Raw genomic sequence first — 15,106 nt, 5'->3', positions numbered from 1 at the left:
GGTGTGACACGAAACTATCGATCGAAATATACATACTTGTGGAATCGTGCGTACACGCATGAACCGAGCCGAAAAAGCCGCGCTCCAGCTGAGAGCGGTCGACGTGCTGCGGATGCTCAAGGAAACCCGGACGTACGACGAACTCGCCGAGGCAACCGGCCTGCCGGCGGGCGACCTCAACCGCTACGTCAACGGACACGTCCTCCCCGGGACCGAACGCGCCCGCGAGGTGGTCGAGGAGGTCGGTCGGGAGGCGCTGGCGGCCGAACTCGAGGCCCGCATCCGGGTCGACTCGGAGGGGTACGTCGACAACTCCGGGGCCGTCTTCGACCAGCCGTTTCTCGACCTCGCCGCACCCGTCGTGGCCGACGCGTTCGACTTCGAGCGCCCCGACGTCGTGTTGACGGCCGCCACCGACGGCATCACGCTGGCCGCCTCACTCGCCAGCTACTACGGAACCCGGTGTGCGTACGCGAAGAAACGCAAGGAGACTGCCGTCGAGGACTTCTTCGAGGCTCGCGAGCGCCTCGAGTCGGGCATCGAACTCACCTACTACCTGCCCGCGGCCGCGATCGACCCGGACGACTCCGTCCTGGTCGTCGACGACCTGATCCGGTCCGGCGAGACCCAGGAACTGCTCCTCGACATCGTCGAAACGGCAGGGGCGGAGGTCGCCGGAGTCTTTGCGCTCATCGCGGCGGGAACCGACGGCATCGAACGAGCGAAAGGCCGAACCGAAGCGCCGGTCGGATCGTTGACGACGGTTTGAGGTTGGTTTTTGCCCTCGGACCTCGCCTCCCCCTGCTCCCGCTCTCGGTCTCCCTCTCACTCGACCCACGCCCTCACCTCACTCAAGCATCTCTTCGGTGATCGTGTTCGGCAGGAGTTCCCCGAGGGTGTACTCACTCGGCGGATCGTCGTCGCCCTCGTCACAGTAGACGACGAGGTCGTCGTCGGCGAACTCCGCGAGCGTCTGGCGACACATTCCACAGGGTGTGACGCCGTCGCGACGACCCGAACTGACGGCGAGACGGACAAAGTCGCGGTGACCGTTCTTGACGGCTTCGGCGATGGCGACCTCCTCGGCGTGGAGGCTGTTGCTGTAGTTCGCGTTCTCGAGGTTGCAACCGACGAAGACCTCGCCGTCGGCCGTCTCGAGCGCCGCGCCGACGGGGTACTTGGAATAGGGGACGTGGGCTCGAGACTGGACGTCGCGGGCGGCCTCGATGAGTGAATCCATAGCTGTGGCCCACGATTCGGCGGGGAAGTATCAAAGCGTTTCGTCGGGATACGAACGCCTGCCAGCGTTTCCCACCGAGTGGGAGCGACTGACAGGAGGTATGTGAACACTCGGTGACGAATACGTATGGGCCAGACAGTAGCCGACGGACATCCGTGCGGTATCAGCGACGGGGAGGGAGGTTGCAACCCCGAGCGCATTGTCTCTCTCCTCTCCGAGGACACCGCTCGCGAGCTGTATCGCTACGCGGACGGCTCGACGCCCGTCAGCGAGTTCGCAGAGGAGCTCGAGATTCCGCTCAGCACGACCTACCGAACCGTCTCCCGACTCGAGGACGCCGGACTATTGCGCTCGGTGAGTCGGACCGATCCAGCGAGATACGTCCGCGCGGCCGACCACGTCTCCGTGAGCTACGACGACCCGATCCGGATCACGTGCGTGCGTGGCGGATTGCCGCTGTACTGCGATCTATAGACTCGGTCGCTAGAATCTTTTTCTTGTATTGGACGCCCCACGGCAGGGTTATCTGTGGTCGGCCACCGCCGACTCGATCACGTCACGCGCGTCCGAGACGAGCGCGTCGACGTCGTCGCTCTCGGCGTACAGGCGGACGTAGGGCTCGGTCCCGCTCGGGCGGACAAGTAGCCACGAGGCGTCGGGGAACTCGAGGCGGACCCCGTAGTCGGTGTCGACCGTCGCATCCTCGAACGCCGCCGGCAGCGTCGATTCGAGGGTCGCCATCGCAGGGCCTTTCGCAGACTCCGGACAGTCGACCGAGACCTTGCGGTAGGGTCGTTCGGTGACGGGGTCGCGCAGGGCCTCGAGCGACCCGGCCTCGAGGGTGAGCGCGCCGACGACGGCCGCGCTGGTGACGCCGTCGATCCAGCCGCCGGAGGCGGTGTGGATGTGTTTCCAGGGTTCGGCGGCGAAGACGACCTCAGTGTCCGCCGCGGCGCCGTCTCCGGCGGCCGCTGCTTCGACCCGGGCGATTCCCTCGTGGAGCGAACCCAGCCGAACTCGCTCGACGCGGCCGCCGGCCTCACGAACGCGCTCGTCGATTCTGGCGGAGGCGTTGGGCGTCGTGACGACGACCCGGTCGTCCGCGGCGCTCGTCTCGGCGTAGTGGGCGGCGACGACCGCCAGGATCGTGTCCTCGTGGACGACCTCGCCGTCGCCGTTTAGGACGACGAGTCGGTCGGCGTCTCCGTCGTGAGCGAGCCCCAGGTGGAACGAGCCTTCGGCAAGGAACGCCGAAAAGTCCGTCAGCGTCTCCGCGGTGGGCTTGCTCTCCCGGGCGGGGAAGTGGCCGTCGACGGTCGCGTTGATCGCCACCACGTCGGCGCCGAGGACGTCGAGCACCTGCGGGGTCGCCAGCGCGCCGACGCCGTTGCCGCAGTCGACGGCGACCGACAGTCCCGCGAGCGGGCGGTCGTCCTCGGCGGGGAACCGCTCTCGGACGTAGTCAACCACGGCCTGCCGGTACCCCTCGAGGACGTCGCCGCGTCGCGGTTTTCCCCACTCGTCCCACGGAGCGAGCTCGGGCGTTTCGACGATCGATTCGATCGCCTTCTCGGCCTCGCGGTCGTACTCGACGCCGTCGACGAACAGTTTGATGCCGTTGTCGGCGGGCGGGTTGTGACTCGCCGTGACCATGACGCCGCGACGCCCCTGCGAGGCGAACGCGAGCGCGGGCGTCGGCACCTGGCCGACGCGTTCGACGTTCGATCCGGCGCTCTCGAGGCCGGCCTCCAGCGCGGCGGCCAGCGCAGGGCCGGTCTCCCGGCCGTCCCGACCGACGACGAAGGAGTCACCCGGCGAGCCGGCAGCCTGGCCGACGGCGAGCGCGAGCGACGGCGTCACCGTGTCGGCGACGGGGCCGCGAATACCTGCGGTTCCAAAGAGGGTCATGGGGTGGTGTTGCTCGAGGAGGTACTTAGCGACACCGTCTCGAAGAGTTTCGTCGGCTGGCGTCGACACTGTTACGAACGCCGCCGCCCTCTCCTTCGGCGCGACTGCAGGCATCACGCTTTTTGACGTCACCGATGGACCCTCGAGCATGTCCAACGAACGCCCGCAAGCGACCGAACTCAGACAGGGAATGACCGTCCGGATCGTGCAGGGCGACCAGGACGTCCAGTCGACCGACCAGGAGCCGATAGTCGGCGAGATCGGTACCGTCATCGGCGACGACCCGAACGGTCCCGAAGTCGAGCTGAAAAACGGGGCCGTGGGACACGTCCTCGAGGTCGTCTCCGACGCGTAGAGTCGATCAGGAACGAAGTTCGAAAACGTCTCGAACCACTTCTCGCGTAGCCACGAACGTGCCGACAAATCGACTATTTCACTCTCTATCAACCTCGATTGAGTAACTGCTTCGTGGCGAGACTCAACGCAGGATTCGGTAGAACGTCACCTCGTAGCACCGAGTGTCTGCATCTATGGAGACTCTCTACTTGTAGTCTGGCGCCCTATTCTACGAGGTGAGTACGGAGCAAAGAGGGAGGTGGCGATGGGCGAACGTCCCCGTCCCCGAATCGCACGTTGCCGGGCTTCTCGCAGGGACGGTCGCCCACGTACTGAAGCCGTTGCGGTTGCTCGAGGACCAGCGACTCGCTCGGTCCGCTGGCTGGGGATTGACCGGGATCGGCCTGCTGATCATCGGGTGGGCGGTTCGAACGGTTGGCGAGCTAGAATTGGACGGTGAGAAGCCGACGGCGCTCGTGACGACCGGACCGTACGCGTTCAGTCGCAACCCGATGTACGTCGGGTGGACGGCGTTGTATCTGGGGATCGCAGTGCTTCTGAACACCGCGTGGCTGCTCGTCGTACTTCCGGTCGTGCTGTCCGCCGTCCACCTGGTCGTTCGCCAAGAGGAACGTTTGCTGGAACACGAATTCGAAGACGCGTATCGCGACTACCAACGCGACGTTCGTCGGTATCTCTAGACGAGAACGCGCCGTCGATACGTCGATTACAGTCGATTATCCGGTCAGGACCGATCCAGATACGCAATCGCCTCTTCGTCGCTCACCTGATCGAACCGGCGGTAGAACTGGCCGACCGCGCGAAAACTCGCCGGCGTCTGGAGCGCGACGACCGCGTCGGCTTCGTTCTCAAGCCTGGAAATCGAATCCGGCGAGCCGACGGGAACGGCGAGGGTGACGTGGGCCGCACCTGCCTCGCGTACCTGGCGCAGACAGGCGATGGCCGTCGCCCCCGTCGCGACCCCGTCGTCGACCACGACGACGCTCTTCCCCTCGAGGTCGGGCAGCGTTCCCGCCTCGCCTCCGTCGCGGTAGCGAGCCGCCTTCGTCGCCGCGTTTTCGGCTTCCCGCTCGCGCACGTCCTCGAGGTAGTCACTGGAGACCGAGAGGTGCTTGACGAGCGAGTCGTTGAGCCAGACTGCACCGTCGCTCGCGACGGCCCCGATGGCGAGTTCGGGGTTCGACGGCGCGCCCATCTTTCGCGCGACGACGACGTCGAGGTCGGCCTCGAGCGCGTCGGCCACCGGGCGGGCGATGGGAAGGGCGCCGCGCGGAATTCCGAGGACGACGTCGGCCTCGACGCCCTGTCGCTCGAGTGTGGTGGCGAGCTGGTTCCCGGCCTCGGTTCTGTCCGCGAACATGGATACAGGTATGGGCTCGAGCGACTTTGTTATTCGCGACGGAGCGCCTCGATCGGATCGACCCTGGCCGCCCGCCAGGCGGGGTAGAGCCCGGACAGCACGCCGACGCCGACGCCAACTGCGACCGCGATGGCGATCCACTCGAGCGGGTACACCATCGGCCACCCGAGCGCCGAGACGGCCAGGTAGCCGACTCCGACGCCGAGGGCGACGCCGAAGACCGCGCCGACGGCACCGAGTATCACCGACTCGACGAGGAACAGTTGAACGATGTCGCGCTTTCGGGCACCGACCGCCTTCATGATCCCGATCTCGCGGGTTCGTTCGGTTACGCTGACGATCATGATGTTGGCTATGCCGATCGAGCCGACGACCAGCGAGATGGCGGCGATGCCGCCGATGAAGACCGTGAGCTGGTCGATGATGCCGGTCACCTGATCGATCGCGTCCTGGATCGTCTGCACCTCGATCCGGTCGCCGTCGTTCTTGAGTTCGCGGGCGTCCGCGTCGCTCTCGAAGTACTCGACGACGTCGTCCTGGACCGGGTCGACGGTCTCGAGCCCGCTCGCCCGAACCTCGAGGGTCGGATAGGCCCGCTCTGTCGTTCCGCGGGGCGTCTCGACTGTGACGTTGTAGTGGGACTCGAGGGGCAGGTAGACTGCCGGCTGAACAGGTTGTCCCGTGAGATCCTCGTCGACGACGCCAACGACGGTGACGGTGGTCCGCGAGCCGTCCTCGAGTGCGACCGTCAGTTCGTCACCGGTCGTCACGTTCTCCTCGAACAGTTGTGCGGCACCGGTGTTGACGACGGCCTCGTCGCCCCCGGTGAACGTCTCGCCCTAGGTGAGCGTGTACAGATCGTCGTCCTCGAATCGCTCCCCGCTGGTCGCAATTGCCGTGAAACCGCCGGTGACGCGGTCGTCTTCGCGGGTTAGCTGGACGGCCGAGAGGTCCCCGAGCGGCGCGACGTAGGCGACGTCGTCCATGGACTCGATGGTCTCGACGTCGGTTTCGGTGTAGATCGGCGAGTCGACGATCATGATGCCGGTGCCTGCCTCCGGCGAGGTCTGGGTCTGGACCTGCATGACCGGCGCATTCTCCTCGCCGACGTCCCCGAGGATGTCGTCGGTGAACGCACCCCCGAGGATCATGAACGTGATGACCGAAGCGATGCCGATAATGACGCCAAGGGTGGTCAGCGTCGAGCGAAGTTTGTGCCCGGCTATCGACCGCCAACTGATGCGGAAGCTCTCACGGAGGTTCATCGATCTCCCTCCTCGTCATCGGTGCCGGACGGCTGGCCATCGAGGTCCTCGACCTCGTCGATTCGGCCGTCGACGAGGTGGACGATCCTGTCGGCGTGCTCGGCGACCGATCGTTCGTGGGTCACCATGAGTATCGTCCGGCCGGCCTCGTGGAGGTCGCGAAAGAGGGCCATGATCTCGGTCCCCGTCTCGGTGTCGAGGTTCCCGGTCGGTTCGTCTGCGAGGACGAGCGCGGGTTCGTTCGCGAGCGCGCGGGCGATGGCGACCCGCTGGCGCTGGCCTCCCGATAACTCGTTCGGCGCGTGATCGAGCCGATCACCGAGGCCGACCCGCTCGAGCAGCGAGCGCGCCCGGTCCCGCCGGGTCTCGTCGACGGCGTCGTGAAACACCATCGGGAGGGTGACGTTCTCGGCGGCGGTCAGTCGGGGCATGAGGTTGAACGTCTGGAAGACGAATCCGATCTCGGTGCCTCGAAGTCGTGCGCGCTCGGTTCCGGCGAGGTCCGCGACGGACGTCCCGTCGATTTCGACGGTCCCCTGGTCAGGCGTGTCCAGGCAACCGAGGAGGTTCATCAGCGTACTCTTCCCTGACCCGCTCGGCCCCATGACGGCCGTGAACGACCCCCGGGGGAGCGTGAGGGAGACGCCGTCGAGGGCGTGGACGGGTTCGCCCAGATGGTACGTCCGACGTACGTCGGTCGCGGCGACGACCGGACCGGAGTCCTGGTCGACGGGCGCTTCAGGTGTCGACATGCCTGCGGGTTGTCATCTACGACGTATTATACTATTGATCTGTCTCCGCAGAATTAGAACGGCCCTCGTCTCGTTCGATCCGCATCGCGTCGTGAGATACCGCCGAATCGCCGAACCGGTTTACTGGTCCCGAGCGTTGTAGACGACGTCGACCTCGGCGTCGCCGAGTAGCGTGAAGTCCTCGAGGTCGCCGTCGAACCAGTAGGCGTCGAGCCAGTTGCCGACGGCGCCGCGGACGGTACGGTCCTCGAGCAGGTCGCCCTCGTCGACCGAGGCGTTTCGATAGTCGGCCTTGCGAACGCGCCCGTCCACCTGGAGGGAGTACGTCGACGGACCGTCGGCGTTTGTCCCGTCGACGACGAACACGTGGGGGAGGAGTTCGTCGTCGCCGGTCTCGTCGGGATCGACCGTCTCGTCGTTGAGCCGAACCGCCGCTGCACCGTCGGTGAAGGTCACGTCGGTGAGTGCGCCGGAGAACCGGTAGCGCTGGGTGTCCTCGAGGATCGAGCTCTGGACGGTCGTCCCCGAGCGGACCGTCACCTCGTCGTCGTCGCCCTCGTACGCGATCGTTCCCTCGACCGTGACCTCGTAGCTCGCGGGCTCGCCGGTGCCCTCGATCTCGAGGACGTTCGGCAGGTCCTCGCCGTACTCGCCGGGGTCGACTTCCTCACCGTTGAGGCGAGCGGTACCAGGACCGTCAACGGTCAGTTGCTCGAGGTCGCCGTCGAAGCGGAATGCGTCCTTCCAGTTTGCGACGGTTCCGTGGACGTGACCATCCGCAATTGCGTCGGTATCGTCGATCGTCGCCCCCTCGTAATTCGACGGGACGACCTCGCCGTCGACGACGAACTCGTAGCGGGTGACGTCCGCGTCCGCGCCCTCGACGAGGAGCACGTTCTCGAGTCCGTCGTCGAACTCACTGGGGTCAATTTCGACGCCGTTGACGCGAACCGCGGCGTCGCCGTCGAGCTGGAGACTCTCGAGTTCGCCGTCGAAGCGGTAGGCGTCGAGGTAGTTCGCGACGACGCCCTCGGCGCTCGAGCCGTCGACCGTCGATTCCTCGTCGATGGTCGCCCCGTCGTCCGTGGACGCCTCGAGGTCGCCGGTCACGGTGAACGCGTAGTCGGTGGTCGCCGTGGACGCGTCGCGACCGTCGAAGACGATGACGTTGGGGAGGTCCGCCGAGTCGCGCTGGTCGGTCGCGCTTTCGATCCGACTCTCACCGCTGTTCGCGTTTCCCGACGCGGCCGCCTCCGCGCTGGTCGGACAGCCCTCGGGAACGACGTCCTCGGGCGACGTGCCGTTGCCCGACTCGAGGTCGATCGAGCCCCCTGCTCGTCTGAAGCCCCCGCTGTAGCCGGTGTCGTACTGCGTGTTCACCATCCGAACGGTGGAGGAGCCGCCGTTGGCGCCGACGACGACGGAGTAGTGACGGCCGTTCATCGCGAGGTTGCAGTCCTCCACGACGACGTCGCCAGGTGCCCAGGCCCAGATGCCGCGGCCGTCCTTGTGTGCGCCAGTGTTCACGGCCGTGCAGTTCGTGACCGTTCCCTCGCCGAGCCGGAAGTGCGAGACCCAGGAGTCCCGGGAGTAACAGTTCGAGATGTCGACCGTCCCACCGGCGCCGTTGTACCCTGGCGCGGAGCAGTAAAACGAGTTGTCGCCCATCTCGGAGATGTTCACGCGGTCGATCTCGATGTGGCCGTTGTGCTGGGGGGCGACCCACAGGCCGACACCGTGTCGGTGGCCGTCCGTGGCGCCGTCGCCCAGGTAGACGTTCTCGATCCTGGAGGTGCCAGCCTGGCGATCGGAGACGCCGAAGACGGCGTTCTCGCTCGTGACACGGCCCTCGATCCCGACGTTTCGGATCGTCCAGTTCGTGCCGTGGGCGGCGATGGTCACCGTTGCCCCGTCGGCGGTGACGTCGACGAGTGTATTCTCGAGCGTCTCGTTCGACTCGACGCGGATCACCTCCCGCTGTCCGGCGGGGACCGTGATCACGTCGTAGTCGGCCGCCGCGGCGGTGCCGGTTGCGGCGGCGAGTGCCGGACCCGCCACCGCGCTCGCGGACGCAAGCTTGAGGTAGCTTCGTCGGTCGAGTAACGTCGTATTACCGTCTCGCGGGACGTTCCCGTCGTGTCCCGCAATCGAATCGTCGTCCAGTACCGAAGAGTCGCGTGCCATGCGTTCAGGTAATGCGAGGATACTGGTTTAAATCTTCCGTAGATAGAATCCATTGAATTTACAGATAATAACAGAGACCAGAACGTACACGTTCGAAAGCAAGAGCAAATACTCAGAATAGTTTATACGAACGAGAGCGCAACAGACGGTAGTAATTGTATCTTACCGCTCGAGACGCGTCTTGGCGGCCGAACGAGGCGATAGACTGGCTGCCGTGACCTTCATCCACCGATGAACGAGCGAGCGAGGAACTCGAGCGTAATCCTGGGTTACGACGGATCGTTATCAGTGATTTATCGCGCGCGAAGACGTTTTCGGCGCGTTCGAGCGAGTTCCGCGTCGCTCGAAGGGAGCGCTAGAACAGTGCTCGAGGCGAGGCTGGAGTGATAGTCACCGTCGAGGAGGATAGGACGCAGAACGGAGACCGGATCGGCACCCGTGTGGAGGGCCGCTACGTCAGCAAAACAGGGCGACTCAGTTCCCGCTCGCCGCGTCCTCGGCCGTCTCGGGGACGCCGTCGGGGATCGTCGGCTCGGGGTCGTTCCCAACGCCGTCGCCGAAGTCGACGGTCGAACCGGCAGTCTCGTTGACCCCGCCGTGGAAGTCCGTGCTGTAGTCGGTGTCGGTCACCGTCACCGATGTCCCGCTGCCGTTCGCGCCCGCGTCGATCGCGTAGTTGTGGCCGTCCAGCTCGAGCTGGCAGTTGTCGATCTCGCACTCGCCCGGCGCCCACACCCAGATGCCGCGGCCGCCGTAGCCGTCGCGATCGACGTGGACGCTCGAGTTCGTGACCGCGCTGCCCGCCGACCCGATTCGGAAGTTCGCCACGTAGTTGTTCGCGGCGTAGCACTCGTCGATGTGGATCGTGCCGCCACCCTTGCCGGCCGGCGCGGAGGCGTAGATGCCGTTGTCCGGGAAGTTCTGCACGTTGACGTTCTTGAAGTCGATGTGGCCGCTGTGCTCAGGGGAGACCCAGAATGCGGTCTCGTCGGTGGCTTCCGAGCCGTGAATCGCGCCGTCGGCTACGTACACGTTTTCGATGGTCGAGGTGTTGCCACCCTGGTCGGAAATCCCGAAGGCTGCGTCGGGGCTTCCGACGTCAAACTCGCCCTTGATACCGACGTTGCGGATCGTCCAGTCGGTCGCGTGGGCCGCGATGGTCACGCGCGCCCCCTCGGCCGTGCAGTCGAACAGGACGTTCTCGAGCGTCTCGCCGTCTCCGACGTTCACCTGGTGGTCCTCGCCAGGGTCGAGGGTCACCGTTTCGTAGTCGCTCTCAGCCGCCGCAGCGTCAGCGACGCCGCCGAAGACGCCCGCCGCGACGGCCGCTGTCGCAACCGATCGGACGTAGGAACGACGGCTTACCAGCGAGTTTCGAAGGGTAGTCGAAGATTCAACGTCGGTAGTGGGGGACTTCTGCGCCATGCACTTGCGTAACCCTGCCTTTCGCACATAAACTTTTTCTTATCACACTCATTAAATTTACGTAGATTAATTCGAACTGTTGCGTTCACTCACGTATTTTTGAACGATTATTCGTGGTTCGAAGAGTTTCAGAGACGGCCGGCCAATGAACTGGACTGCGAATAATGGCTCGTTACTGCCGATTTGGGTCCTGTGCGTAGACAGTATCGTCTCGATACCGCCGTTTTCCATCCTGGCTGTACGCGCGTACTCGAGAATTACCCGGTGAAACGGTCCGGGATTTCTCAGCTTCGGCGCTTCCCACCGTCGGCGACCAGCCGACGAGCCAGCTCACACTCGCCTCAGATCATCTCATACTCGACTTGGACCAGCTCACACTCGCCTCGACACCGCCCCGCCCGGACAAACAAGAACGACAACCACTAAACCGCCAACTCTCCTCCATAGACGTATGCGAGCCGAGCCGCAGTCGTTCGACCGGGTACTCTCGTCGATGTGCACTGAGCCACACCCGGTCGCTCGAGAGGCCGCCGTTCGCTTTCTCGCGACCAATCCCGGCGACCCCGGCACCTATCCGCAGGTTGCGGAACTCGAGCGCGAGGCCGTCTCGCGCCTCGGCGACGTCGCCGGGCTCGCCGAGGCGTCAGGGTACGTCGCCAGCGGCGGAACCGAGGCGAACCTCCAGGCCGTCAGAATTGCCCGCGAGCGGGCCGACGGCGACCGTCCGAACGTCGTGATGCCCGAGTCCGCCCACTTCAGTTTCCGGAAAGCCGCGACCGTACTCGAGGTCGATCTCCGCGTCGTCCCGACCGACGACGACCACCGGGCCGACCTCGAGGCCGTTCGCGAGGCTGTCGACGAGGAGACGGCGCTGGTCGTCGGGGTCGCCGGATCGACGGAGTACGGACGCGTCGATCCCATCCCGGAACTTAGCGAGGTCGCTCGAGAGGTGGACGCGCTCTTTCACGTCGACGCCGCCTGGGGCGGCTTCGTCCTCCCCTTCACGGACTACGAGTGGAACTTCGCGCACGCGAGCGTCGACACGATGACCATCGATCCGCACAAGATGGGCCAGGCGGCTGTCCCCGCAGGCGGCCTCCTCGTCCGGGACGAGACCCTGCTCGACGAACTCGCCGTCGACACGCCCTACCTCGAGACGACTTCGCAGGCCACGCTCACCGGCACGCGGTCGGGTGCGGGCGTCGCCAGTACGGTCGCCGCGCTCGAGGAGCTCTGGCCTGACGGGTACGCCGCCCAGTACGAGCGTTCGCAGGCGAACGCCGAGTGGTTGGCCGACGAACTCGGGGCGCTCGGCTACGACGTCGTCGAACCGACGCTCCCGCTGGTCGCGGCGGACGTACCGACGCCGACGTTCGACGCACTTCGCGAGGCCGACTGGCGAATTTCTCGGACCGGGTCGGGCGAACTGCGCGTAGTGTGTATGCCTCACGTGACGCGAGCGATGCTCGAGGCGTTCCTCGCGGACGTAGCCGAACTGACGCCGCAGGCGACGGTACCGGTCTCGAGTTGCGACTGAGAAGGCCGGCTCGAGTATCGCGTCACGCATTCTCCCGGGATCTCTTGTCGACGACACTCCCACTCTCGAGTCACCTGTCTCGAACTGGTTCCCGACTTTCCGGCAGCGACGGGACCGTTCGCTCGAGGGGCACTCGCCGGACGAGACGGGCAGCCGACCGTTTCGCCGCGACCGGGGGGAAGTTAAGCGTCGACGCCCCTTTCGTCAAGTAGATGCTCCGGGTCGACGAGAGCGTTCGGCAGGTCTGGCGGCGAGCGCTGCGCCTGGGCTGGCCCGTCGCTGTCCAGCAGACGCTGACGACCCTGATGCGGACCGTCGACGTCATCGTCACCGGTCTGTTCTCGCCCGCAGCGGTAGCCGCCGTCGGCCTCGCCGACCTCTACGGGCAACTGCCCCTCCGGATCGGGCTCGGGCTCGGAACCGGTGCCATCGCACTCTCGAGCCAGGACACGGGCCGGGGCGCGGAACGCACGCGCGACCGCGCGATCACCCAGGCGCTGCTCATCGGCGCCCTCTGTGGCGTTCCGCTCGCCGTCGTCGGACTGGTCGCCAGTCACTGGCTCATCGCCGTGCTCGGGGCGGAGTCGGCGGTCGTTCGTCTCGGCGGGCTCTACCTGGCGATCGTCTTCGCTGCCGCGCCGATGCGCATCGTCGGACTCGTCGGGGCGAACGCGTTACAGGGCGCGGGCGACACGCGGACGCCGATGGTCGTCAACGGCGGGGCGAACGGGCTCAACGTCGTGTTGACGATCGCGCTCGGACTCGGCGTCTGGATCGCCCCCGACATGGGAATCGTCGGCGTGGCCGTCGCAACGGCGGCCAGTCGAACCGTCGAGGCCGGAGCTGTCGTCGCCGCCATCGCGAGTCCCTGGACGCCAGTTTCGCTCGCACGACCGCGGGACCTCACCATCACTCGCCAGCTGCTCGCCGTCAGCCTGCCGAACGTCGCCGAGGGGATGAGTACCTCGCTGGCGAACTTCCCGTTCAATGCCCTGATCCTCCTGTTCGGCACCGAGGCGAACGCGGCCTACCACATCGGTCGCCGCATCTATCAACAATTTACGGGTCCGCTCTACCGCTCGAGTTCGACCGTCTCGAGCATCATCGTCGGCCAGACGCTCGGTGAGGGCGAGCCTGCAGCGGCGCGTCACGCCGCCCGATCGATTCTTGCTCTCGGAATCGTGACGCTCGGCATCTCGGGCGTCCTGTTGTTCGCGGCTGCGAGACCGCTCGTGTGGGTGTTCACGCGCGATCCGCTGACTGCGAGCTACGCCGTCGAGTTCACGCGCGTGTTCGCCGTCTCGATGCTGTTCTTCGGGATCTTCTTCCCCATCGCCGGCTCCCTCCGCGGGGCAGGAGACACCCGGACGCCGTTCTACGCTCGACTGACGGGGACGGTCGTCTTCATGCTCGGCGGCTCGTACCTGCTCGGGGTCACCCTCGAGTACGGGCTCCTCGGCGTCTACGTCGGCATCGTCCTGTGTTACGTCTGCTGGGCCGTAGTGGCCCTGGCCGGGTTCCGGTGGGGTGGCTGGGCGGACCTGGCTGCCTCGATGATGGCCGAACGAGCTGAGACGAGCGGCGACGACGACTGAGTGGAGGACGTCGAGCGACCGATCGGCGCCACCTCGAGCCAGGGCTCACGTGCAAACCGAACGCTGGAAAAACGACATCGACTCCGACCGTCAGAAGAACGTTCCCTGAAGGAACTCGACGTACTCCTGGATCGCGAGCGCCACCGTGATGAGGAGGACGATCGGCACGACGTACCGGACGACGTTGATCCAGTACGTGTCGAACCCGCCGTTGCCGCCCCGCCCCTGGCCGAGTTCCTCGAGGGCATCGGGGGCGTACACCCAGCCGATGAATAGCGAGAGCACGAGCCCCCCGGCGATCAGCAGGATGTTGTTCGCGAACAGGTCGTACGCGTCGAGGTAGTTCAGGTCCATCGCCGTTGGCAGGCCGATGACGAAGATGATCGCCGCCAGCCCCAGCGTCGCCGGGAGGCGTGCGACGTCGAAGGTATCTACTACGAACGAGACCACCATTTCGAGGATGCTGAACGCGCTGGTGAGCGCGGCGACCGCCAGCATGATGAAGAAGACGCCGCCCACGAGATGTCCCATCGGCATGGTCTCAAACGCGGCCGCGAGACTGATGAAGACGGCGCCAGCCCCGCCGCCCCCCTGCTCGAGGTCGACGCCCTGTGAAGCCAGGAAGGGGAATGTCACCAATCCTGCCAGGATCGCGATGAACGTGTCGATGGCGACGATGATGAGCGAGTCGTTGAGCAGATTTCGATCTTCGCCGAGATAGGAGGCGTAGGTAATCATCACGCCCATCCCGAGCGACAGCGTGAAGAACGCCTGCCCGGCCGCGGCGGGCAGGATGTCGATGGCGTTGGTGGCGAATGCGTCGACGTCCGGGGAGAGGTAGAACTCGTATCCCGCGCCGGTGTCGGGCAGCGTGGCGGCGTAGACCGCGAGGATCACGAGGAGCACGATGACGCTCGGCACCATTAGCTTGGCCGCCCGCTCGAGGCCGTCTCGAACCCCGAGCGAGACGATGCCGGCGACGAGCGCCATGAAGATGGCGTGGTAGATGATCGCGTTCGTGCCGGACGCCGTCTGGAGGAAGAACGCCTCCGTGTCGCCGGTGTATCCGCCCGAAAAACTGGCCACGACGTACTGGAGTACCCACCCGCCGACGACGCTGTAGTACGAGAGGATGATGAACCCCGCTACCGCACCGATGGCTCCCGCGAACTTCCAGGACGGGTGGCCGAGGCGTCTGAACGCACCGACTGGGTTCCGTTCCGACCGTCGCCCGATGACGAACTCGACGAGCATCACGGGGAGGCCGATGAGCGCGACGAGAGCCAGGTACACGAGAACGAATACGGCGCCGCCCGATTCACCGGCCAGGAACGGAAATCGCCAGATGTTTCCAAGTCCCACTGCACTGCCAACAGCGGCGAGGATAAACCCCGCCCGCGTTGCCCAGGTATCACGTACCATGGGTGTGCGTTTCCAGGTAATTGATTAAATACCTATTGAACTACCATCGGCGCAGTCTGTT

At 65.6% G+C, this 15,106-nt stretch carries 13 protein-coding genes and 1 pseudogene; 6 read left to right on the top strand and 8 right to left on the bottom strand.

The features are described from left to right. Nucleotides 1-58 precede the first annotated feature (58 nt). Nucleotides 59-769, top strand: coding sequence for a phosphoribosyltransferase family protein (locus tag ACFQO4_RS04130; protein ID WP_500259707.1), 711 nt, complete (start codon nucleotides 59-61; stop codon nucleotides 767-769). Between the two features lie 78 nt (nucleotides 770-847). On the opposite strand, the gene cdd is transcribed toward ACFQO4_RS04130, so the two are convergent. Beyond that, a complete protein-coding gene (cdd, locus tag ACFQO4_RS04125; protein WP_500259706.1) occupies nucleotides 848-1,240 on the bottom strand; it encodes a cytidine deaminase in 393 nt (130 codons plus the stop codon). Nucleotides 1,241-1,366: 126 nt separating this feature from the next. On the opposite strand from cdd, the gene ACFQO4_RS04120 reads away from it, so the two are divergent. Further along, entirely contained in the window at nucleotides 1,367-1,714 is a 348-nt protein-coding gene (locus tag ACFQO4_RS04120) for a winged helix-turn-helix domain-containing protein (RefSeq protein ID WP_500259705.1), read from the top strand. Between the two features lie 48 nt (nucleotides 1,715-1,762). Here ACFQO4_RS04120 and ACFQO4_RS04115 read toward each other — a convergent pair whose 3' ends face one another. Continuing rightward, entirely contained in the window at nucleotides 1,763-3,148 is a 1,386-nt protein-coding gene (locus tag ACFQO4_RS04115) for a phosphohexomutase domain-containing protein (protein ID WP_500260455.1), read from the bottom strand. A 148-nt stretch (nucleotides 3,149-3,296) separates the two neighbouring features. Here ACFQO4_RS04115 and ACFQO4_RS04110 point away from each other — a divergent pair, with 148 nt between their 5' ends. Together ACFQO4_RS04110 and ACFQO4_RS04105 are read left to right on the top strand one after the other, a co-directional pair. Further along, entirely contained in the window at nucleotides 3,297-3,503 is a 207-nt protein-coding gene (locus ACFQO4_RS04110) for a DUF2196 domain-containing protein (protein WP_500259704.1), read from the top strand. A 217-nt stretch (nucleotides 3,504-3,720) separates the two neighbouring features. Then, the gene (locus ACFQO4_RS04105) at nucleotides 3,721-4,185 is read left to right on the top strand and encodes a methyltransferase family protein (protein ID WP_500259703.1); all 465 of its coding nucleotides are present in this window, start codon (nucleotides 3,721-3,723) and stop codon (nucleotides 4,183-4,185) included. Between the two features lie 44 nt (nucleotides 4,186-4,229). Here the strand turns inward: ACFQO4_RS04105 and ACFQO4_RS04100 are convergent, their stop codons facing one another. The 5 genes and pseudogenes from ACFQO4_RS04100 to ACFQO4_RS04080 all read right to left on the bottom strand — a co-directional run bounded on the left by ACFQO4_RS04100 (nucleotide 4,230) and on the right by ACFQO4_RS04080 (nucleotide 10,491). Further along, nucleotides 4,230-4,865: a phosphoribosyltransferase gene (locus ACFQO4_RS04100; protein ID WP_500259702.1), complete on the bottom strand. Its 636-nt coding sequence runs from the start codon at nucleotides 4,863-4,865 to the stop codon at nucleotides 4,230-4,232. 29 nt (nucleotides 4,866-4,894) lie between these two features. Then, nucleotides 4,895-6,130: pseudogene (locus ACFQO4_RS04095) on the bottom strand (ABC transporter permease). Further along, the gene (locus ACFQO4_RS04090) at nucleotides 6,127-6,882 is read right to left on the bottom strand and encodes an ABC transporter ATP-binding protein (protein ID WP_500259701.1); all 756 of its coding nucleotides are present in this window, start codon (nucleotides 6,880-6,882) and stop codon (nucleotides 6,127-6,129) included. Before ACFQO4_RS04090 ends, ACFQO4_RS04095 begins: the two are co-directional and overlap by 4 nt. Before the next feature lie 120 nt (nucleotides 6,883-7,002). After that, on the bottom strand, nucleotides 7,003-9,066 hold the full coding sequence (locus ACFQO4_RS04085) for a right-handed parallel beta-helix repeat-containing protein (protein ID WP_500259700.1): 2,064 nt from the start codon (nucleotides 9,064-9,066) through the stop codon (nucleotides 7,003-7,005). A gap of 474 nt (nucleotides 9,067-9,540) precedes the next feature. Then, a complete protein-coding gene (locus ACFQO4_RS04080; RefSeq protein ID WP_500259699.1) occupies nucleotides 9,541-10,491 on the bottom strand; it encodes a hypothetical protein in 951 nt (316 codons plus the stop codon). A gap of 451 nt (nucleotides 10,492-10,942) precedes the next feature. On the opposite strand from ACFQO4_RS04080, the gene mfnA reads away from it, so the two are divergent. Beyond that, complete coding sequence (gene mfnA, locus ACFQO4_RS04075) at nucleotides 10,943-12,028, top strand: tyrosine decarboxylase MfnA (RefSeq protein ID WP_500259698.1); 1,086 nt, start codon at nucleotides 10,943-10,945, stop codon at nucleotides 12,026-12,028. A 212-nt stretch (nucleotides 12,029-12,240) separates the two neighbouring features. Continuing rightward, nucleotides 12,241-13,623: an MATE family efflux transporter gene (locus tag ACFQO4_RS04070; protein WP_500259697.1), complete on the top strand. Its 1,383-nt coding sequence runs from the start codon at nucleotides 12,241-12,243 to the stop codon at nucleotides 13,621-13,623. Nucleotides 13,624-13,713: 90 nt separating this feature from the next. On the opposite strand, the gene ACFQO4_RS04065 is transcribed toward ACFQO4_RS04070, so the two are convergent. Then, nucleotides 13,714-15,045 (bottom strand): sodium-dependent transporter, encoded by a 1,332-nt coding sequence (locus tag ACFQO4_RS04065; protein WP_500259696.1) that lies wholly within the window; start codon nucleotides 15,043-15,045, stop codon nucleotides 13,714-13,716. Nucleotides 15,046-15,106 lie beyond the last annotated feature (61 nt).

The sequence above is a fragment of the Saliphagus sp. GCM10025334 genome, assembly GCF_042663485.1.
GTDB lineage: Archaea > Halobacteriota > Halobacteria > Halobacteriales > Natrialbaceae > Natronosalvus.
The sequence above is the reverse complement of the archived record's forward strand: the minus strand, read 5'-3'. Positions and strand labels throughout refer to the sequence as shown.